The sequence below is a fragment of the Microbacterium pumilum genome (genome assembly GCF_039530225.1).
GTDB classification, from domain to species: domain Bacteria; phylum Actinomycetota; class Actinomycetes; order Actinomycetales; family Microbacteriaceae; genus Microbacterium; species Microbacterium pumilum.
Genome location: NZ_BAAAOH010000001.1, coordinates 2,274,751 through 2,295,320, shown reverse-complemented (window position 1 = coordinate 2,295,320; position 20,570 = coordinate 2,274,751). Strand labels below are relative to the sequence as shown.

Here is a 20,570-nt window from a genome sequence, read left to right as displayed (position 1 = left end):
CCTGCGCGGGCTTCGAGCGGGTGCGCATCCCGGTGTAGTTTTCCGGCATGAGCCTCAGCCATCGCCTGACACGGATGACGGGACGTGACCCCCACGAAAGCCATCGTGCCGCCACGCCGCTCGAGCTGCTGTTCGATCTCACGTTCGTGGTGGCGTTCAGCCAGATCTCGTCGCAGGCGGCGCACGCGCTCGAACTGGGCCACGTGTCGACAGCGCTCAGCGGCTTCGCCTTCGCCACCTTCGCCGTCACGTGGGCGTGGATCAACTATTCGTGGCTCGCCAGCGCCTACGACAACGAGGACATCTTCTTCCGCATCGCCACCCTCGTCGTCATGGTCGGAGTGCTCGTGGTGGCCCTCGGCGTGCCGGATGTCTTCCACTCGCTCGAAGAGGGGGAGCACCTCGACAACAACGTCCTCGTCGCCGGGTACGTCATCATGCGCGTGGCCACCGTCGCGATCTGGCTGCGCGCGGCGAAACACGATCCGGAGCGTCGCCGCACGTGCCTCGCGTACGCCATGAACATCTCGATCGCTCAGGTCGGGTGGGTCGCGCTGATCTTCCTCAACCTCCCGATCAGCACGACGTTCCTCATCGCAGGGGTGCTCATCCTGTTCGAGCTCGCCGGTCCCGTCTTCGCCGAGCTGCGCTACGGGCGCACGCCGTGGCATCCGCATCACATCGCGGAGCGCTACGGGCTGCTCCTCATCATCAGCCTCGGCGAGGTCGTGCTGGGCACGATCCTCGCGATCTCCGCAGTGGTGGAAGAACCCGCCGGGTGGACTGTGGAAGCGGGCCTGATCGCGTTCGGCGGCACCGCCCTCGCGTTCGCGATGTGGTGGGTCTACTTCGTGATCGAGCCCGGTCCGGTGCTCGCCCGGCATCCCATCCGGGCGTTTCCCTGGGGCTATGGCCACATCTTTTTGTTCGGCTCGGTCATCGGCGTCGGCGCCGGTCTGCACGTCGCTGCACAGGTCATCAGCGGCCACGCCCACGTCGACACGGTCTTCGCGGTGCTCACCGTGGCGATTCCGGTGCTCGCGTTCGAGATCATGGTCTTCGCGCTGTACGCCGTGCTGCTCATGCAGGTCGACACGTTCCACGTGTGGCTGCTGCTCGGTTCCGTCGCGGTGCTCGTCATCGCAGTGCTCGCCGTCGGACTCGGCGCATCGCTGGGGGTCGCTCTCGTCGTCATCGCGTGCTCGCCTGCGGTGATCATCGTCGGCTATGAGACGGTCGGCTGGCGACACAGCAACGAGATGCTCGAACGGACCCTCGCCGAGTGACGGCGGCGCAGCGGCATCCCCTCCTCACCGGTTACGGACGCGACACGCCGCCGACGTGTGCCGCGCCACGGCGTGTCGCGTCCGTAAACGGCAAAGGCCGCGGGCCGGCCCTCGTCGCCCGCCACCACGCCTCCGCTGGTCTGCTATCGTGACCGCATGTCCGCGAACCTCACCACCTGGTGGCCCGCCCGCTGACGGCGGTGTGTTCGCGTTCCCTGACCACAGACCGCCTGAGGGCGGTCTTTCTCGTTTGAGCGACCGTCCGACGCCATGAAAGGCCGGCGATGACACCGAGCCCCTCCCCACTTTCCGCGCTACTCGTGGAAGCGGGGTCCTTCGCACTGATCGCGCGCGACGATGCGACCGTCGAGCTGCTCACCGGCGAGGTCGTCGATGTCGATCTGCTCGCCGACATCCCGCTGACGGATGCGGCGGGCACACCCTGCGAGGTGCTCGCTCTCGTGCCCTTCCGCCAGGTGCGCGAGCGCGGCTTCGAATGCCACGACGACGGAGCGCCGCTTCGCTGCCTGATCGTCGGAGCGCGCACGCGCATTCCCCGCGAGGACGTGCTCGAACAACTGCCGAGGACGCCCATCGAACTCCGCGACCCCGGCTTCGACATCGCCGATCCGGAGTATGCCGAGATCGTGACGCGTGTGATCTCCGACGAGATCGGGCGGGGCGAGGGCGCGAACTTCGTCATCCGCCGCGACTTCACAGCGGGCGTGGATGCCGACCCGGTCACCGCCGCGCTCACGTGGTTCCGCGCCCTCCTCGAATACGAGCGCGGCGCGTACTGGACGTTCGCGATCGTCACCCCCGGGCACATTGCCGTCGGCGCGAGTCCCGAGGCGCACGTCAGCGCGCGCGACGGGCTCGTCACGATGAACCCGATCTCGGGCACGTTCCGTCACCCGGCGGGCGGAGCGACCGCCGAGACGCTCACCGAGTTCCTCCGGTCGACCAAAGAGACCGAGGAGCTCTTCATGGTCGTCGACGAGGAGCTCAAGATGATGAGCGCGGTGTGCTCCGATGGCGGGCGCATCACGGGGCCGCATCTGAAGGAGATGTCACGGCTCACGCACACGGAGTACGTCCTGCGGGGGCGCAGCCGCCTCGATCCGCGCGACATCCTGCGCGAGACGATGTTCGCGCCGACCGTGACGGGCTCACCGATGCAGAACGCGTGCACGGTGATCACGCGGCACGAGCGCTCGCCTCGCGGGTACTACTCGGGCGTCGCCGCGTTGTTCACGCCCCGCCTGCCCGCGGCCGTGGTTGCAGGGGAACCGTCGCATGACCTCGACGCGCCGATCCTCATCCGCACTGCTTACCTCGTCGACAATCGCCTACGGGTGCCGGTCGGCGCCACTCTGGTGCGCCACTCGGATCCGTACGGCGAGGTGAGCGAGACCCACGGCAAGGCGGCCGGGGTGCTCGGGGCGATCGGAGCCGTCGCACGCGACCTTCGCGAGTCCCACGTGGCGGAGATCGACGAGGACGCTCCCGCACCACGCCCGCGGCTGCTCGCCGACGACCCGGCGATCGCTGAACTGCTCGCTTCGCGCAACGCGCGGCTCGCGGCGTTCTGGCTGAACCCGCAGGATGCCGTCGGCGCCGGCCCGTTCGCTGGGAGGACCGCGGTCGTGGTGGATGCCGAGGACAGGTTCACGACGATGCTCGCGCATCAGCTGCGCCATCTCGGGCTGGAGGTCGAGATCGCGCCGTGGAACACCGTGACCCACGAGCAGCTGGACGATGCAGACCTCGTTGTATCGGGCCCCGGCCCCGGCGATCCGCGCGACCCGGCCAGCGCACGGCTCGGACGCATGCGCGACGTCGTCGCCCACCGCCGGGCGTCGGGCCGGCCGCTGCTCGCGGTGTGCCTGAGCCACCAGATCCTCGCGGACTCGCTCGGCATCGAGCTCGCTCCCCTCGCCGCCCCGCACCAGGGGCTGCAGCGCACGGTCGACCTGTTCGGGACCCCGGCGTCGATCGGGTTCTACAACACGTTCACCGCACGGGTGGCACCCGGCACCGGGTGGGTCGGTGAGACCGAGGTCGCCGCCGACCCGGAATCGGGCGACGTGTACGCGCTCCGAGGCCCGGGTTACGCCTCCGTGCAGGGCCACCTCGAGTCGATCCTGTCGCGCGACGGCATGACGACGCTCGAGCGGCTCGTGTCGTACGCGCTGACCCCGGTCGGCGCCTAGTCAGCGCTGCAGGCGTGCGGCGATGAGGCGGCGCTCGGCCTCGTTCGCGGTGTATTCCATCGCGCGCAGGTCGGCCTCGAGCGCCTCGTCGTCACGGCCCGCGCGTCGGAGAACGTTCGCGCGCACCGCGTGCCAGAGGTGGTACCCCGCGAGCGCGTCCTGGAGGCTGTCGAGCTCGGCCATCGCGGCATCCGGCCCCTCGATCTCAGCGAGCGCCACCGAACGATTCAGCCGCACGATCGGTGAACGGTCGTACGCGAGCAGCATGTCGTAGAGGGTCAGCACCTGCAGCCAGTCCGTCTCGTCGGAGCTCGGCGCATCCGCGTGGCATGCGGCGATCGCGGCGTGCAGCTGCCAGCGCCCCGGGCGCCTGAGCATCGCGGCCGCATCGAGCTCGCGGCGGGCCTCGGCCAGCAGCCGGCGATCCCAGCGCGAGCGGTCCTGTTCTCCGAGCAGCACCAGCTCGCCGTCGACGGCGCGCGCGTCCTCTCGTGCCCGATGGAACAGCAGCAGCGCGAGCAGCCCGTGCGCCTCCGCCTCGCGGGGCAGTGCCGCAGCGACCACCCGCGCCAGCCATACGGCGTCGTCGGCGATGTCGCGGTCCGCGCTGGCATCTCGCCCTGCGCCCAGATGCGCCTCGCTGTACATCACCGAAATGATCGTCAGCACGATATCGAGGCGCTCCGGCCGCTCTGCCGGCTCCGGAATCCGGAGCGGAATTCCTGCGGCGCCGATCTTGCGCTTGGCCCGCACGATCCGCTGTGCGACGGCCGTCTCGGCGCTCAGCGTCGCCCGTGCGATCTGGGCGGTCGTGAGTCCGCAGATCACCCGCAGGGTGAGGGCGAGCTGCGACTCGGGCGAGAGTGCGGGGTGGCAGCAGCCGAACAGCAGCGCCAGCCGCTCATCCGGCTCGTCCGGGTCCGCGTCCGGCCAACCCACGTCGGGCTCGGCGAGCAGCGCGAGCTTCTCGCGGTAGCGCTTGTCGCGCCGAATCCGGTCGAGAGCGTTGTGCCGGGCCGCCTGCGTGAGCCATGCCGCGGGATTCGGCGGCACGCCTCGCGCCCGCCACTCCCGAACGGCCTCCTCGATCGCCTCAGCGACCGACTCCTCGGCCAGGTCGAAGCTGCCGAGCCACGCGGCGAGCGCTCCGACGATACGCGCGGACTCCTCCCGCAGCACCTGCGCGAGCAGGCGATCGGATGCCGCGGCCCGGGGCTCCCCCGAGCCCGGTGCCGCGGCATCCGGCGCGCTCATTGCTCCATGTGGCTGTAGTCCACGACCATTGGACGGATCTCGACCGAGGTGCCGGGCAGCTCCAGCATCGGCCAGGTCTTGACGATCGCGATTGCGGCGTCGAGGTCCTCGACATCCATCACGCTGAAACCGCCGATGACCTCCTTCGCCTCGGAGAACGGCCCGTCCGCGACGACGGGAGTGTCGCCGCCGTGGGTGACGGTGGTCGCAGTGGTGACCGGCTGCAACTCCGCGCCGGAGTCGGAGATCTGGTCGGCGTGCGTGCCGAACCAGTCGTAGACCCGGCGGTACACCTGCTCCGCACGCTCCGGCGGCACGGCCGCATCGAGCTCCGGCGTGGACGTGAACATGATGACGTACTTCACGGTGGTGATCCTTTCGTCAGTGGAACCGTTTCATTCCCACAGCGAACGGACAAGACCGGAATCGACATCCGAACCGAAAAAACTCAGAACAGCGAAACCGGGTTGAAGATGTCGGCGAGGATCAGCACGGCCCCCATCGCGATCAGGGCGATGACGACGACGAATGTGACGGGCACGAGCTTCGTCGCGTCGACGGGCTTCGGGGGCGGACGGTGGAAGAGCTTGGCCCAGGCGCGCTTGATCCCGTCCCACAGAGCCACCGCGATATGCCCGCCGTCCAGCGGAAGCAGCGGGACCATGTTGAACACGAAGAGCGCGATGTTGAGTGAGGCGAGCAGGGAGAGCATCCCGGCGACACGGTTGAGCACCGGAGCATCCGCCGAGGCGACCTCTCCGGCCAGGACGCCGGCGCCGACGACGCTCAGCGGACCGTTCGGATCGCGCTCCTCACCGGTCACGAGCGAGACTCCGGTCTGCCACACCTTGACCGGCATCTGCCACACGACGCCGGCGACCGCGCCGACGTTCTGGAACGCGGCCTGCGGTCCCGCCCAGATGGGCTGGCGAAGGTAGTCGACCTCTTGACGGATGCCGGCGAAGCCGACCTGCTGGGTCTCGGGAGTCCCGTTCTCGTCGACGACCGGCTTGCCGAGCTCGTCGACGACGGGCTGGGTGACGGCCACGGGCGTGAGCGAGGCGCTGTGGGCGACGCCGTCGCGCTCGACGACCACGATGAGCGTGCGGCCGGGCGACTCGCGGATGATCGCGGATGCCTCGGCGAAGGTGTCGACCCCCGTGCCGTCGACCGAGACGATGACATCACCCGCCTCGAGCCCGGCGGCCTTCGCAGGTGCCACCGGGTCGGACGCCGCGCACTCGGTGCGGTCGGTGCCGGCGGGAATGACGCAGTCGCTGACGCTCTGGATCGTCGTGGTCGCTGTCTGCACGCCGATGCCCGACAGAAGGATCGCGAACAGCACGATCGCCAGCAGCAGGTTCATGACGGGGCCACCGAGCATGATGACGATGCGCTGCCAGACGGGCAGCTTGTAGAAGACGCGATCGTCCTCTTCGCTCAGCAGGGTCTCGTCGTTGGCCGTCCGCGCATCCTGCACCATGGTCGCGAAGAAGCCACCGCCCGCCCGGCCGGTACGGTGCCCACCCGTCGCTGCGCCGGTCCGCGCGGCGACGGCGGGGGAAGGGGGGTACATGCCCGCCATGGAGATGTAGCCGCCGAGCGGTATGGCCTTGAACCCGTATTCGGTCTCGCCGCGCCTGCGCGACCACAGCGTCGGGCCGAAGCCGATCATGTACTGGCCGACACGAACGCCGAACTTCTTCGCCGGAATGAGGTGACCGAGCTCGTGGAGAGCGATCGACGCGGCGAGCCCCACGACCAGGAGCACGACACCGACGACGAACGCGATCACATCCACACGCTCACGGTACCCGCACTGGGCTTTGAGTTCGCCGTGACCTGCGATCGCGGCGGCCAGGGCACCGCCTCCGCATCGAGGAGGTGCGCAGCCGGCGCGGCCCGCTCCGGATGAGAAGATGGATCCGCCATGCCCAACGACGCGCCCTCGAACCTGCCCCCCGTGCTCCGTCCGGACGCACCGCCCGTCCACTCGCTCGACGAGCTGGCCGCCCGATTCGGTGAGGGCGTTCGCGGCGACACCGCGGACGTCGCACTCGCCGGGCTGACGCTGGCGACGGCCGACCTCCGACCCGGCGACGTCTTCGTCGCGGTCCACGGTGCGAATCGCCATGGCGCCGAGTTCGCCTCCGCCGCCGCCGCCAAGGGGGCGGTCGCCATCGTGACGGATGCCGCAGGTGCCGACCGCGCCGCCGCGAGCGGGCTGCCGGTGGTCATCGTGGACGATCCTCGAGGACTGCTCGGCGAGCTGTCGGCGTGGGTCTACGGTACCGGGCGCGACGACGACCTGCCGATCCTCTTCGCCCCCACCGGCACGAACGGCAAGACCAGCGTCGTTCACCTGCTCGAGGGCATCCTGGGCCAGCTGGGGGTCACGACCGGCCTCTCGTCGACCGCCGAACGTCACATCGCAGGGCAGGTGATCGTGTCGCGCCTGACCACCCCCGAAGCGTACGAGATGCACGCGCTGCTCGCGCTCATGCGCGAGCGGGGCGTCGAGGCCGTCGCCGTCGAGGTGAGCGCCCAGGCGCTCAGCCGACGCCGCGTCGACGGACTCGTCTTCGATGTCGCCGGGTTCACGAATCTGACCCACGACCACCTCGACGACTACGCCGACATGCGCGAGTACTTCGAGGCCAAGCTGCCGCTGTTCCTGCCCGACCGGTCGCGTCGCGCAGTGGTATGCCTCGACTCCGCCGCGGGCACCGAGGTGGTCGCTCGAAGCGAGGTGCCGACGGTCACGGTGGGAACGCCGGCCATCGCGGTGGATGCCGCGGCCGCCGCCGCGGCGGACTGGGTGGTCGAGATCCTCGACGAGCGTCAGGACGGCACCGAGTTCCGACTCGCATCGCGCGACGGGCGCTCGCTGACCACCGTCGTGCCGGTGATCGGACGCCACATGGCCGCGAACGCCGGCCTTTCCATCGTCATGATCCTGGAGGGCGGCTTCGCGTGGGAGCGCCTCGTCGCGGCGCTGGACGGCGGGCGGATCGACGCGTACCTGCCCGGCCGCACCGAACTCGTCTCGGGTGCTCGAGGTCCGGCGGTGTACGTCGACTTCGGCCACTCCCCCGACGCCTTCGAGAAGACGCTCGCCGCTGTCCGCCGGGTGACGCCCGGCAAAGTGCTGATGCTGTTCGGCGCGGATGGCGATCGTGACGCGACCAAGCGGCACGACATGGGCCGCGCCGGCGCTGAGGGCAGCGACATCCTGGTGATCACCGACCATCACCCGCGCTTCGAGGACACCGATTCCATCCGCGCGACGCTCATCGAAGGTGCACGGCATGCGCGGCCGGATGCCGACATCCGCGAGTTCTCGCCGCCCGAGCGGGCGATCATCGAAGCCGTCGCGCTGGTCGGAGACGGCGACGCGATCCTGTGGGCCGGTCCTGGCCATCAGGACTACCGCGACATCCGAGGCGTCCGCACGCCGTACTCCGCTCGCGAGCTCGCCCGGCGGGCTCTCAAGGCCGCCGGGTGGCCGGTGCCAGACCCGCACTGGCCGGTGCCGTACCCGCCCGAGGACTGACGCTCCCGGAGACGGTCAGCCAGCGGCTTTCACGATCGCCCGGTCTGCGGCATCCCTCGCCCACCGCTCCGCTTCGGCGAGCGATTCGCGCGTCAAGGCCGCCGGCTCCTCGTGAAGGTCGACGATGCGATCGATCGTCTCCACGATTCCGGGGAACGTGAGTCGGCCCTCGTGGAATGCGTCGACAGCCTGCTCGTTCGCGGCGTTGAACACAGCCGGGTACGTTCCGCGGGCGCGTCCCACCTGCTTCGCCAGGCGTACCGCAGGGAATGCGGCCTCATCGAGCGGCTCGAATGTCCACGATGAGGCGACACTCCAATCCAGCGGGCGTCCCACGCCCGCAACCCGGTGAGGCCAGTCGAGCCCCAGTGAGATCGGCAGACGCATGTCGGGGGGCGAGGCCTGGGCGATCGTCGAGCCGTCGACGAACTCGACCATGGAGTGCACGATCGACTGCGGGTGGACGACGACGTCGATTTTCCCATAGGGCACACCGAAGAGCAGGTGCGCCTCGATCACCTCGAGGCCCTTGTTGACGAGGGTCGCGGAGTTGGTGGTGACGACTCGGCCCATGTCCCATGTCGGATGGGCGAGGGCCTCGGCCGGAGTGACGCCTGCGAGCGACTCACGCGAGCGGCCGCGGAACGGACCTCCGGATGCCGTCAGCACGAGCCTTCCCACCTCGCCGGGCTCTCCGGACCGCAGCGCCTGCGCGATGGCGGAGTGCTCGGAGTCGACGGGCACGATCTGGCCCGGACGCGCGCGCGCGGTCACGAGATCGCCGCCGACGATGAGGGACTCCTTGTTGGCGAGCGCCAGGATGCGCCCCGCCTCGAGGGCGGCGAGCGTCGGGCCGAGGCCGACCGACCCGGTGATGCCGTTCAGGACCACGTCGGCTTCGACATCCCTCACAAGCTGCTCGGCCTCTTCAGCGCCGATCGCGGTGTACTCCACACCGAACTCGGTCGCCTGGGCCTCCAGCGCTGGGCGATTGGACCCCGCAGAGAGCCCGACGACCTCGAATCGGCCGGGATTCGAGCGGATGACGTCGAGTGCCTGGGTGCCGATCGATCCGGTTGAGCCGAGGATCAGCACGCGTCGCATCGCACCAGCCTAGCGAGGGGCCGAGACGCCGAAGCCGTCGGTCCGCGAGCTCGAGACTCGTCGCCGACGGCTTCGGGGGACGCGACCGCTACTGCGTCGCGGCGGCCGCCTGGACACCCAGGATGTCGATCACGAAGACCAGGGTCTGGCCGGTGAGGTCGTTGTCGTTGATGTCGCCTTCGCCGTAAGCGACCGACGGGGGCAGCACGGCGATGACCTGCGACCCGACGGTCTCACCCACGACCGCGTCGGTGAACCCCTGGACGACACCGCTGCCGGCCGTGAACGAGAACGGCTGACCACCCCAGCTCTCGTCGAACACCTCCCCGCTGTTCCACGAGACGCCGTGGTACTGCACGAGAACGCCGTCGCCCTCGGCGACGACCGGTCCGTCGCCCTTCTTGAGGGTCGCCTTCGAGAACTCGGTGGGCATATCGCCGTCCGGGAGCGTCACGGTCGGCGCCCCGTCATCGGCGAGTTCCACCGTCGGCATGCCGGCCACCGGCTCCTCCGGCTCGCCCCACGCGGCGTTCGGGACGACGCGCAGCAGGTCGACGACATAGACCTCGCTCGTGCCCCCCTCGGTTGCCGGGAAGGTCGCGACGACTCGGGTGCCGGGCGTGGCGCAGCCGAGGATCTGGCCGAGCGGACTCTCGGGCGAGATCTGCTGCGGGAGGACCGGGCTGTCGGCGTAGCCGAATGAACCCAGCTCTGCGCCCGTGTCGCCGTTGAAGGCGGACAGCGCGTACGAGACGAGGTCGCCTGCGACGACGGGGTCGCCCTCGCCCTCGGTGACCACCGTGCTCTGGATCGCGGTCACGTCGAGCGGAGACTCGAACGTCACAGTCGCGGGGGCTCCGACGTCGCCGTCGACGGTGACGGCATCGGATGCCTCGCCCGGCGCTGCCACGGCCCCGCAGAGATCCACGTCGGCGGCGGACGGCGACGGGTCGGCCCCGGAACCGGATGACGCGCACCCTGCGAGCAGCACTGCGGACAGGGCGGCGACGGACAGGACGGCGAGCGGGCGAATGCGCACGGTGAACCTCGAGAAAGAAGGGAGTGGGGAAGCCTCCATCCTTCCCTATGTTTCCTTTGTCCCCGCTGGGAGACCGCCATGCCGGTACCGGAATGGAATCCGGAGTACCCTCGACGCGTGAGTTCCGACGCAGTACCCGAGCCGTCGCCCGAGCCCGGGCCGAGCGCTGTCGTCGCGACTGACGAGGTCGAAGATGCGCGTCCGATGGGAGCAACCTACTATCTCGGCCGGTTCATCATCAGGCCGCTGGCACGCGTTGTGTATCGCCCGCACATCGAGGGGCGATCGACGGTACCCAAGACCGGGCCGGTCATCTTCGCAAGCAACCACATGTCGTTCCTCGATTCGATCGCGATCCCCGTCGCTGCGCCGCGACCGGTGCACTTTCTCGCCAAGGCGAGCTACTTCGAGGGCACGGGGATGTCGGGCTGGGCGTCTCGCGAGTTCTTCACCGCGATCGGCGCGGTGCCGGTGCAGCGCGGCGCAGGACAGGCCGCGCTCGACGCGCTCGATCAGCAGCGCGTCCTCCTCGAGCAGGGCAAGGCCGTCGCGCTCTACCCCGAGGGCACCCGATCGCTCGACGGGCGTCTCTACAAGGGACGCACGGGGGTGGCGTTCCTCGCGCTGCAGACAGGCGCACCCGTCGTGCCCGTGGGGCTCGTGGGCACCGACAAGGTCATGCCCGTCGGGGCGAAGGTGCCGTCGCTCAGGCATCGCGTGACGGTGCGGTTCGGCGAGCCGCTCGACCTCGCGCACCATGGACCCGCGGCCTCCGGCAAGGCCCGGCGCCTCGCCACGGACGACATCATGGCTGCGATCCACGCCCTCTCGGGGCAGGAGCTCGCGAACGCCTACAACGAGGTGCCGGCGCACACCCCGATCGAGCGCATCAAGCAGGTTCTTCCACACGAGCGACGCTGATCGTCGGCTCGTTGCGCACCGGGAAGTTCACCGAGTTCGCGATGAAGCACCACTCGTGGGCCTGCACATGTGCGGCGAGCGCCGCATCCGTCATCGACGCGTCGGCGACCGTCACGCGGGGTCGCAGCACGACCTCGATGAAAGCGCCGCCGCCGCGCCCGTCCTCGACCATGAGACCGGCCGCGTCATCCTCGTAGGCGACGACGACGACGCCCGCCTTCACGCACGCGTGCAGGTAGGACAGCAGATGGCACTGACTCAATGCGGCCAGCAGCAGGTCTTCCGGGTTCCAACGGGCGGGGTCCCCGCGGAACGGCCTGTCGGAGGATGCCGCGAGGGCAGGCTTGCCGTCGATCTCGATCGTCGCCGACCGATCGTAGTCGCGGTATCCGGACGTGCCGGTGCCGCGATCGCCGGTCCACGTGGTGCGGAGGGAGTAACGGTGCTCGCCGAACATGCGCAACAGTCTGTCACGCGGATCCGCTCCTCCCGGCGGGTAGGCTGGCCGGGTGCCGCAGACCTTCGCCGCAGCCGACGCCGTCGAACTCGCAGTCGTCGAGCGCAGCGGGTTCGTGGAGTCGCGCCACACCGGAATCGCGATCGTCCTCGCCGCGGACGGAACCGTCGCCGCACGGCTCGGCGACCCGGCATCGCTCGTCCTGCCGCGCTCGAGCCTGAAGCCGCTGCAGGCGCTCGCCTGCCTGGCGGCGGGCGCACCCCTCGACGGTGAGCGTCTCGGGCTCGCGACAGCGAGCCACTCCGGCACCGACCGCCACGTCGCAGTCGTGCGCGACATCCTGGATGTCGCAGGGCTCGGCGAAGAGTCGCTCGGGTGCCCTGCATCCTGGCCGGGCGACACCGCCACCCGTGACGAACTGGTGCGCGAGCACTCCGAACCGTCGCGGATCCGCATGAACTGCTCGGGCAAGCATGCGGCGATGCTGCTGGCATGCGTGACCAACGGCTGGGCGACCACCGGATACCTCGACCCGGAGCATCCGCTGCAGCTTCACATCCGCGAAGTCGTGGAACGTCTCATCGGCGAAAAGGCCGCCGCGACGGCGATCGACGGATGCGGCGCCCCGGTGTATGCGATGAGCCTGTTCGGTCTCGCACGCGCGATCCACCGCATCGGCAACTCCTCGCCCACGTCGCCGTTCGCCCTCCACCGAAGCGCCGGCGTGATGGTCCAGGCGGTCCGCACGAACCCGTGGACGATCGATGGTCCCGGCCGGGCCGACACGATCGTCACCGAACGCCTCGGCGTGTTCGCCAAGGGCGGTGCCGAGGGCGTCATGGTCATGGTCGCCCCTGACGGCACCACGGTGGCGCTGAAGATGCTCGATGGCAGCGGCCGCGCCGCGACCGCCGTCGCGCTGCGCCTTCTCGAGCGCGCCGGTTCCCTGTCCGCATCGGACGTCTCCGATGCGATGAAGCTGCTTCCGCTGTCGGTCACCGGCGGCGGTCAGGATGTCGGGGCGATCCGCCCCGCGTTTTAGAGGCGCTCCCACAAGGAGCGCGAGCGCTCCAAAGGCGGAGCGGAAAGGATCACACGATGAGGATCAGCGTCCCCACCGAGGTCAAGAACAACGAGTATCGCGTGGCCTTGACGCCCGCGGGGGTGTACGACCTGGTCGCATCCGGCCACGAGGTGTTCGTACAGCGCGGCGCGGGCCTCGGCTCTTCGATGCCCGACTCCGAGTACGAAGTCGCCGGAGCGACGATGCTCGATGACGCCGCCGATGTCTGGGCCCGCGCGGAGCTGCTGCTCAAGGTCAAGGAGCCGATCGCGAGCGAGTACGGCAACTTCCGCGACGACCTCGTGCTGTTCACCTACCTGCATCTGGCCGCCGACCGTCCGCTGACCGACCGCCTGGTGGCGGACAGGGTCACCGCGATCGCGTACGAGACGGTTCAGCTGGCCGGGGGCGGCCTGCCGCTGCTCGCACCGATGTCCGAGGTCGCGGGCCGACTGGCCCCGACCGTCGGCGCGGCGACGCTCATGCGCTCGGCGGGCGGACTCGGCCTTCTGATGTCGGGCGTCCCCGGCACCCGACCCGCTCGCGTCACTGTGATCGGCGGCGGTGTGGCGGGTGCGAATGCCGCGGTGATCGCAGTCGGTCTCGGAGCCGACGTCACGGTGTTCGACACGAATGTGCAGCGACTTCGGTACCTCGACGACCACTTCCAGGGACGGGTCAAGACCGCCGCATCCAACCCGCTCGACCTCGACCGCGCGGTCGTCGACTCCGACCTCGTGATCGGATCGGTGCTGATCCCGGGTGCGAAGGCGCCGAAGCTCGTGACGAACGACATGGTCTCGCGGATGCGGCCCGGCAGTGTACTGGTCGACATCGCCGTCGACCAGGGCGGCTGCTTCGAAGACACCCGCCCGACCACCCACGCCGACCCCACCTTCACCGTGCACGGGAGCGTGTTCTACTGCGTCGCGAACATGCCGGGCGCCGTGCCCAACACGTCGACATCGGCGCTCACGAACGCAACTCTTCCCTACGTCCGCCAGATCGCCCGGCGCGGGTGGAAGGAAGCGCTGCGTGCCGACTCGGCACTGGCCGCAGGGCTGAACACCCACGGCGGTGCGGTCGTCAACGCCGGAGTGGCCACCGCTCACGGTGTCGAACTGACGTCGTTGACCGGCGCCCTGACCTGACCACGACACCGCACTGGTCCACCGGTCGGTCGAACGTCACCGTGTGAGTTCCCGCCGCGGCTGCTCCGAAGTGACCACCCGGGACCTGCACCCGTTCAGCACGAGACGATGATGTAGAAGTACTCGTTCACGGGCGCTCCCGTGGCAGTGGTGATTTTCACCCGCACCCGGTCATCCGCCCAGAGGTAGGTGTCGGTCGAGACAGTGAACTGCGAGAAGTAGGTCGACGCGACGACGCTGCAGTAGACGACCTGTCGGTCGAACCTGACGTCGTAGACGCCGGTGCTCACCTGCGTCGCACCGAGCACCCGACTGGAGCCGGAGTAGGGGGTTCCCGCGGGATCGATCATCGCCTCCAGCGGCGGCACGTAGTACCCCTGGACATCCAGCACGATGCCCGCGGGCGCCCCGGATCGATTGCGCACCGTGAGCGACTTTCCGGATGGGGCGATGGCGAACGTCCCGCTCGCCCGCGTCACCTGGCCGGGAGTGACGTTGATGAAGCCGGATCCGCTGGATCCTCCCGTGGGATAGGCCGTCATGTTGCCGGCGGCGCCGGCGTCAGTCACCGCTGCCGACAGCGCCACCGCGGTAGCGCCCGCCGGTATGTCGCAGCCACCCACCGTGCCGCCCTGAGGAAGGAAGCCGCTCGTGCCCTGGACATAGAAGGCTCGGGTCGCATTCGCCGCGATCGCTCCGCCGGCGACGCGCGTGTCTGCGATGCGGCACGGCGAGATCGGGACGAAGGTGGTCTCTGCCTGAGGGCGCCGCTGGATGGGCGGCGGCGCGAGCGCGACGGCCACGGCATCCGGCTCTCGAGCGCCTTCGGGCGTCCCCGGCGGACGGGGAACCGGGCTCTCGACGCTCGGCACGATCGCCGTGCTGTGCGAGACGATCGTCCCTCCGACTCCGAGGACGAGACCGGTCGCGAAGATGATCGCGACGATGACGGATCTGGCCATGGACGTGCCTTCCTGCGTGAGGGCGTCCCAGTGGTCGCCGCCTGATCGGAAGCGTAGGGCTTCACAGGAGCGCGCAGACAGGCTCGTCGCCGGAAACGCGACGAGCCGAGACGCGTCAGCGGCGCAAGCCGCTTCCCGCGTCGGTTGCGGTCGAGCCCGCGGTCAGACCAGGCCTCCGTCTATGGAACGGCTGTAATCTGCGGGGTCCTCGGGCACAAGCACCGGTGTCTCGCGGTTCAGGCTCTCACCGCGGAAGAACGCCTTCGCTCGGGGGAAGAAGAACCAGAGCACCATCAGGACGACGCCGAACCCGAGCGAGCCGATTCCGAGCAGGAAGGTGCTGCCGATGACGCCGATCCCGCCACTGTATCCGTAGTCGGGGTTGTACATGTCGATCGCCGACTGGACGAAAGCGTAGGTCAGCATCAGCGCGCCGAGCAGCGGGAACAGGAACTTGTAGAAGAAGTTGCGCGCCGATGAGAACAGCTCGCGGCGGTAGTACCAGACGCATGCGTAGCCCGTGATCCCGTAGTAGAACGCGATCGCGAGGCCGAGCGAGAGGATCGAGTCCTGCAGGATGTTGTCGCTGATGAGCGTCATGCCGACGTAGTAGACGATGGCCACGACACCCATCACGAGGGTCGAGAACGACGGGGTCTTGTAACGCGGGTGGACCGTCGCGAAACGCCGCGGGAGCGCCTTGTAGGCGGCCATGGCGAGGGTTCCCCGGGCGGTCGGCAGGATCGTCGTCTGCGTCGACGAGATCGCCGAGATCATGACCGCCACCACGAGCACCCAGCCGACGGGGCCGAGCAGTCCGTCCTTGATGGCGAGGAAGAAGTCGTCGGCGTTCGCCTCGTTGCCGAGGCCCGTGCCGTCGGTGCCGAGTCCGGCGTACATCATGGCGGCGACCGTGACGCCGACGTACGTGACGAGCAGGATGACCGTCGTCAGGAGGGCCGCGCGGCCCGGGATGCGCTTGGGGTCCTTCGTCTCCTCGTTGAGCGCGAGGCAGGTGTCCCAGCCCCAGTAGATGAAGAGGGCCAGCAGGATCGCCTCGATGAATCCACCCCAGTCGGTGAACGCGAGCGGGTTGAACCACGACCAGTCGAACGGGGTCGGATCGGGCGCGGTTCCCGCGAAGAACTGCCACAGCGCTGCGACGACGAAGATCGCGAGCGCGACGTACTGGATGGCGAGCAGCACGTTCTGGATGCGCTCGCCGATCTCGACGCCACGCCAGCTCACCCAGGTCATGGCGGCGATGAACACGACCCCGGTCGCGGTCACCAGCGGCACATTGTCGGCGAGGAGCGCATCCTCGGAGGTGCGGACGATGCCGTCGATGAGCGCCCAGAAGTAGATGCCGGCGATCTGCGCGAGGTTCGCGAGCACCACCATGCCCGCCACGGCGACGCCCCATCCGCCCATCCATCCCACCCAGGGACCGAAAGCCTTCGTCCCCCAGGTGAACGTGGTTCCGCAGTCCGGGATCTCGTTGTTGAGCTCGCGGTAGGCGAACGCGATGAAGAGCATCGGGATGAAGGCGATCACGAACGCGATCGGCGCCTGCGCGCCGACGGCGATCACGACGAAGCCGAGGGACGCGACCAGCGAGTAGACGGGCGCGGTGGAGGCGAGTCCGATGACGGTCGAGCCCCACAGTCCCAGCGTTCCGGCTGCGAGTCCTTTTCCTTCGGGTCGGGAAAGGTCTATCGGGGATGTAGCCACACAGTGAAGGTATGGCCATCATCACGGGTGGTCAAGGACATCGGAGCGAGGGAGGGAGGCGGCCTCTGCGCCCGGGAGGGCGATCCGCACCGGATCGGCACCCGCGGAGACGAGCCAGGCGCGGCCACGGCCGGGTTCGCAGTACGGAGCGAGGGACCGAGAACCGGTCAGCAGCCGAAGCTCGGCCGCGCACGACGCATCGACCACCAGGTCGTGATCGGCCCGGGCTTCGGCGAGCACGCGCCAATGGCGCTGCCAGTCATCCGGCTCTCCGGTCAGCACCACAAAGCCCTCCGCGATCATGCTCGGATCCGCCGCATACTCGTCGAGCGTGGCCACGCGGAAGCCCCGCTGCGCCCACTCCGCCAGCGCAGCGCGGGCGGCTGGAGACCGCCGCGCGGCGAAGCCGGTCAGTCGACCGCGGGGAAGCCAGCCAGGCGAACCCGCCACCGGGACCACGGCGGGTACCGTGACGAGCGCCAACTGCACCGACACTCCGTCGAGCGAACCGCGTCCGGGCGGCGCATCTGGCGCGAACCGCGCCGGATCGCCGCCCGCCGCGAAGTGGTCGGCGCGCGACGGAGTGGGCAGGACGATCCGACGTGGCAGCAGGTCGGCGAGCCGCGCCGTGGCGCCGGTCAGTCGCTGCGTAGACGCCACCACGAGGATCCCCGACTCCCCCGCCCCGCGCAGTACGCGCTCGAGCCGCTCCAGCAACTCGTGGGCGTGATCGTGCGGCAGGCGCGCGGGGATCGTGTCGAGGTCGTCTATGAGCACCACGGTGCCCGGCGCCGGCGGATCCTCCGAGAGCGCGGCGACGGCGTCCCACGCCCCTTCGGCATCGGCGGGAATGCGGACGATCGATGCCGGGGCCTGAGCTTCGACGACGGCCAGCGCGGTCGACTTGCCTGAGCCGGGGCCACCGACGACCAGCATCCCACGATCCGCGATCCGCACCCCGACGGTTCGTTGGCGCTGCCGCTCCGGTTCGTCGGCGAGGCCGAGCACCAGCACGCCTCGCTCGTGCGACGTGAGTCGCAGCTCGTCGAGCGCGATGCGAGTGGGGAGAGCCGGCAGCCACGGCCTGCGGGGTGAGGGTCCGTCCGCCCCGGCGACGACGGCCTCGATGTCGGCCGGCTGGGAGAGGGCGATCCGCACCTGAAGGGGTGCGCGGTCGCCCCCACGGCGGAGGAGCGCGAGGCCCCGCCCAGCGGTGTCGCCCGGCAGGTTCGCGGCATCGTCGGTGCCGACCACGGCGCGGCTGTCGGCCGAATCCGTCACTCGCAGACTCATCCGCAATGGACAGTTGGCGAGCAGGCTGTCGCGGATCACACCCGAGACGCGCTGCGTGCCGAGCACCAGATGCACGCCCAGGGCGCGGCCGCGGGCCGCGACATCCGAGAAGACCGCGTGCAGCTCGGGGTGGTCGCCCAGGAGCGCTGCGAACTCGTCGACGACGACCACGAGCCTCGGCAGATCGACGCGCGGGTCCAGGATGTCTCGGGCGCCGGCGCCGGCGATCGTCGCCTCGCGCCAGCGCACTTCAGCGCGCAGGCTCTCGATCGCGCGCCTCGCACCCGCGCCGTCCAGATCCGTGATGACGCCCGTGACGTGCGGCACCGCGCCCAGGGCGTCGAATGCGGTGCCGCCCTTGAAGTCCGCCAGGAGGAAGCTCACCTCGCGCGTCGAATGCGTGGCGCACAGCGCGAGGATCCACGTGATCAGCAGCTCGCTCTTGCCCGAGCCTGTGACGCCCGCCACGACGGCATGCGGTCCATCTGCGACGAGGTCGACGACGACCGGCTCGCCCCCTCCGCTGCCGATCACCGCCGCCAGGCTGCCTGAGCGTGCGGCCGGCGCCGCGCCGAGCAGGTCGGCGAGCGAGACCGGCAGATCGGGACCGGCGGCCAATCCAAGACTCCGTTCCGCGCGGGCGCTCAGCTCGCCCGCGAGCGATGCCGCCTGTTCCGCCCCGACGGCCTCGAGCTCGACGAGTACGACCTCGCCCGCGTAGTCGACCCTCGCGCTGCCCAGCGAGTCAGCGGCGATCGACACCGCGCAGCCGGGCGGATGCGGTGCGCCGACGTTCTGACGCACGATCACGACGTCGGCATCGGGCGGAACGGTCTCGTCGGGACCGACGAGTGCGAGGCGCAGCCCCGACGCGGCGCGACGATGCGGCAGCTGCTCGGCCCAGGCGTGGTCTCCCCGCAGCGCACCCACGATGCGCAGCTCGCCTGGCGGCAGAGCGAAGCACAGCTGCAGCGCGAGGGCGCGCTGCACGGCGGCCCCGAGGGCGGGCCCACCCACGATCGCGACGCCGGCCGTGGCGGGCACCACGACGGGTGCGCCCGTCAGTCGGGCGGCTCGGCCGCGGATGGCCGCGGCATCGGCATCCCCCTCCCCGCCGGCGACCCGGAGCGCGGAGGCCACCTCTCCCGCGCCGATCACGAGCACCCCGGTCCGCCCCGGCACGCTGCGCCAGATCTCGTCATCGCGCGCGACGAAGGCAGCCACGTCGGGATGCCGCGCCCGGCGCCGGCGCCGCTCCGCATCATGCCGACGCACGATCTCGGCCGACACGCGGTCGTGTGCGGCCGCCGCATCCGCCACCGCGCGACGGCGGTCCCGCCGAGCGCCCCGAGCTGCATCGAGCACAGTGGCCACGGCGATGAGCGGACCCAGCGCCGCGAACAGGAGCGCGAACATCGACCCGGTCACGAGCCAGAGCACGACCGCTCCGATCATCGGAACGATCGACGCCACGATGGGAAGGGGCGCGCGCGGGGACGGCGTCCACGGCGGCGGAAGGACGAGGGGCTCGGCATCGTGGATGTCGTCAGCGACGACCGGCGGCGCCGCAGCGAGCGGCGCCGCGGCGATCGACGAAGCGACGATCGACGGAGCGGAGACCAGCGGCGGCGGGGCGACCCATGGCGGTGAGGAAGGCACTCGCCCAGTCGACCGCGGCCCGCACGCCGGCAGTCGCCGAAAGCCCGAACTGTGGAGGGCCGGACTCAGCTTTCGGCTGGGGAGGACTCGACGTCGAGGACCACGATCGTGATGTTGTCGCGGCCGCCGTTCTCGAGTGCCGCGTCGAGCATCGCGGCTACGGCCGCCGCAGGATCGCTGTTCTCGTCGAGGAAATGACGGATGCCGTAATCCGTGAGCTCCTTGGTGAGCCCGTCGGAGCAGATGACGAACCGATCGCCGGCGACGACATCCAGCCGGACGTAGTCTGGGGTGACGCTCTCGCTGGGACCCACCGCCCGCGTGATCACATTGCCGTACGGGTGGTTCTCGGCCTCCTCGGGGCTCAGCCGCCCCGCGGCGATGAGCTCCTGCACCACCGAGTGGTCGGTCGTGATCTGGACGATCGCACCGTCGCGCACGAGGTAGACGCGGGAGTCGCCGATGTTCAGTGTCACCCAGTGCGCGGAGTCGCCGCTCGTGTCGAGGTACACGCCCGTGAGTGTCGTTCCCGTCCCGTCATCCGTCGTCTCGGGGTGCGACGCGATGTCTTTCACCGCGCGCGAGAGCGCTTTCTCGATCGACTTCGGCGTGACGGTTCCGGTGCCCGCGACATCCCGAAGCCGTTCGATGGTGCTCGCGCTCGCGATCTCGCCGCCGATGTGCCCGCCCATGCCGTCGGCGACCACGAAGAGGGGGAACTCGGCGAACACCGCGTCCTGGTTCACGTCGCGGCGGCGTCCGGTGTGCGTCGCGGCGGCCCAGTTGAGCTCGAGCGTTCCGCCGGGCACAGTCACCGAGCGGGATTGGGTGGATGGTTCGGGCACGCCACGTCCCTCCCGTAATCCGGCGACCGAGCCGCGGCC

The 20,570-nt window shown here is 69.9% G+C and carries 16 protein-coding genes; 6 read left to right on the top strand and 10 right to left on the bottom strand.

The annotated features are described in order from the left end of the window. Positions 1-47: 47 nt before the first annotated feature. Entirely contained in the window at positions 48-1,286 is a 1,239-nt protein-coding gene (locus ABD188_RS10050) for a low temperature requirement protein A (protein WP_344061353.1), read from the top strand. Positions 1,287-1,570: 284 nt separating this feature from the next. Beyond that, positions 1,571-3,499 carry an anthranilate synthase family protein gene (locus tag ABD188_RS10045; RefSeq protein WP_344061350.1) on the top strand — a complete coding sequence of 643 codons (1,929 nt, stop codon included), beginning with the start codon at positions 1,571-1,573 and terminating at the stop codon, positions 3,497-3,499. Here ABD188_RS10045 and ABD188_RS10040 read toward each other — a convergent pair whose 3' ends face one another. From ABD188_RS10040 to ABD188_RS10030, 3 genes are all read right to left on the bottom strand, one after another. After that, a complete protein-coding gene (locus ABD188_RS10040) occupies positions 3,500-4,753 on the bottom strand; it encodes an RNA polymerase sigma factor (RefSeq protein ID WP_344061347.1) in 1,254 nt (417 codons plus the stop codon). Next, the gene (locus ABD188_RS10035) at positions 4,750-5,118 is read right to left on the bottom strand and encodes a YciI family protein (protein WP_344061344.1); all 369 of its coding nucleotides are present in this window, start codon (positions 5,116-5,118) and stop codon (positions 4,750-4,752) included. Before ABD188_RS10035 ends, ABD188_RS10040 begins: the two co-directional genes overlap by 4 nt. An 83-nt stretch (positions 5,119-5,201) precedes the next feature. Beyond that, positions 5,202-6,554, bottom strand: a complete 1,353-nt coding sequence (locus ABD188_RS10030; RefSeq protein WP_344061341.1) for a M50 family metallopeptidase — start codon at positions 6,552-6,554, stop codon at positions 5,202-5,204. A gap of 129 nt (positions 6,555-6,683) precedes the next feature. Here ABD188_RS10030 and ABD188_RS10025 point away from each other — a divergent pair, with 129 nt between their 5' ends. Then, positions 6,684-8,306 (top strand): Mur ligase family protein, encoded by a 1,623-nt coding sequence (locus ABD188_RS10025; RefSeq protein WP_344061338.1) that lies wholly within the window; start codon positions 6,684-6,686, stop codon positions 8,304-8,306. A gap of 15 nt (positions 8,307-8,321) precedes the next feature. Here the strand turns inward: ABD188_RS10025 and ABD188_RS10020 are convergent, their stop codons facing one another. Then, positions 8,322-9,410, bottom strand: coding sequence for a 1-deoxy-D-xylulose-5-phosphate reductoisomerase (locus ABD188_RS10020; RefSeq protein WP_344061335.1), 1,089 nt, complete (start codon positions 9,408-9,410; stop codon positions 8,322-8,324). An 88-nt stretch (positions 9,411-9,498) separates the two neighbouring features. Beyond that, positions 9,499-10,449, bottom strand: coding sequence for an FKBP-type peptidyl-prolyl cis-trans isomerase (locus tag ABD188_RS10015; RefSeq protein ID WP_344061332.1), 951 nt, complete (start codon positions 10,447-10,449; stop codon positions 9,499-9,501). Positions 10,450-10,653: 204 nt separating this feature from the next. Here ABD188_RS10015 and ABD188_RS10010 point away from each other — a divergent pair, with 204 nt between their 5' ends. After that, positions 10,654-11,370 carry a lysophospholipid acyltransferase family protein gene (locus ABD188_RS10010; RefSeq protein WP_344067002.1) on the top strand — a complete coding sequence of 239 codons (717 nt, stop codon included), beginning with the start codon at positions 10,654-10,656 and terminating at the stop codon, positions 11,368-11,370. On the opposite strand, the gene ABD188_RS10005 is transcribed toward ABD188_RS10010, so the two are convergent. Further along, positions 11,339-11,827 (bottom strand): OsmC family protein, encoded by a 489-nt coding sequence (locus ABD188_RS10005; RefSeq protein ID WP_344061329.1) that lies wholly within the window; start codon positions 11,825-11,827, stop codon positions 11,339-11,341. The genes ABD188_RS10010 and ABD188_RS10005 overlap by 32 nt on opposite strands. Positions 11,828-11,879: 52 nt before the next feature. On the opposite strand from ABD188_RS10005, the gene ABD188_RS10000 reads away from it, so the two are divergent. Both ABD188_RS10000 and ald read left to right on the top strand, forming a co-directional pair. Next, positions 11,880-12,869, top strand: a complete 990-nt coding sequence (locus ABD188_RS10000) for an asparaginase (RefSeq protein WP_344061326.1) — start codon at positions 11,880-11,882, stop codon at positions 12,867-12,869. Between the two features lie 56 nt (positions 12,870-12,925). Beyond that, positions 12,926-14,041, top strand: a complete 1,116-nt coding sequence (ald, locus tag ABD188_RS09995; RefSeq protein ID WP_344061324.1) for an alanine dehydrogenase — start codon at positions 12,926-12,928, stop codon at positions 14,039-14,041. A gap of 95 nt (positions 14,042-14,136) precedes the next feature. On the opposite strand, the gene ABD188_RS09990 is transcribed toward ald, so the two are convergent. The 4 genes from ABD188_RS09990 to ABD188_RS09975 form a co-directional block, all read right to left on the bottom strand. Beyond that, positions 14,137-15,003 (bottom strand): hypothetical protein, encoded by an 867-nt coding sequence (locus tag ABD188_RS09990; RefSeq protein ID WP_344061321.1) that lies wholly within the window; start codon positions 15,001-15,003, stop codon positions 14,137-14,139. Between the two features lie 162 nt (positions 15,004-15,165). After that, positions 15,166-16,734: an APC family permease gene (locus ABD188_RS09985; protein ID WP_344061318.1), complete on the bottom strand. Its 1,569-nt coding sequence runs from the start codon at positions 16,732-16,734 to the stop codon at positions 15,166-15,168. A 21-nt stretch (positions 16,735-16,755) separates the two neighbouring features. Further along, the gene (locus ABD188_RS09980) at positions 16,756-19,686 is read right to left on the bottom strand and encodes an FtsK/SpoIIIE domain-containing protein (RefSeq protein ID WP_344061315.1); all 2,931 of its coding nucleotides are present in this window, start codon (positions 19,684-19,686) and stop codon (positions 16,756-16,758) included. Between the two features lie 65 nt (positions 19,687-19,751). Next, positions 19,752-20,531: a PP2C family protein-serine/threonine phosphatase gene (locus ABD188_RS09975; protein ID WP_344061312.1), complete on the bottom strand. Its 780-nt coding sequence runs from the start codon at positions 20,529-20,531 to the stop codon at positions 19,752-19,754. Positions 20,532-20,570: the final 39 nt, after the last annotated feature.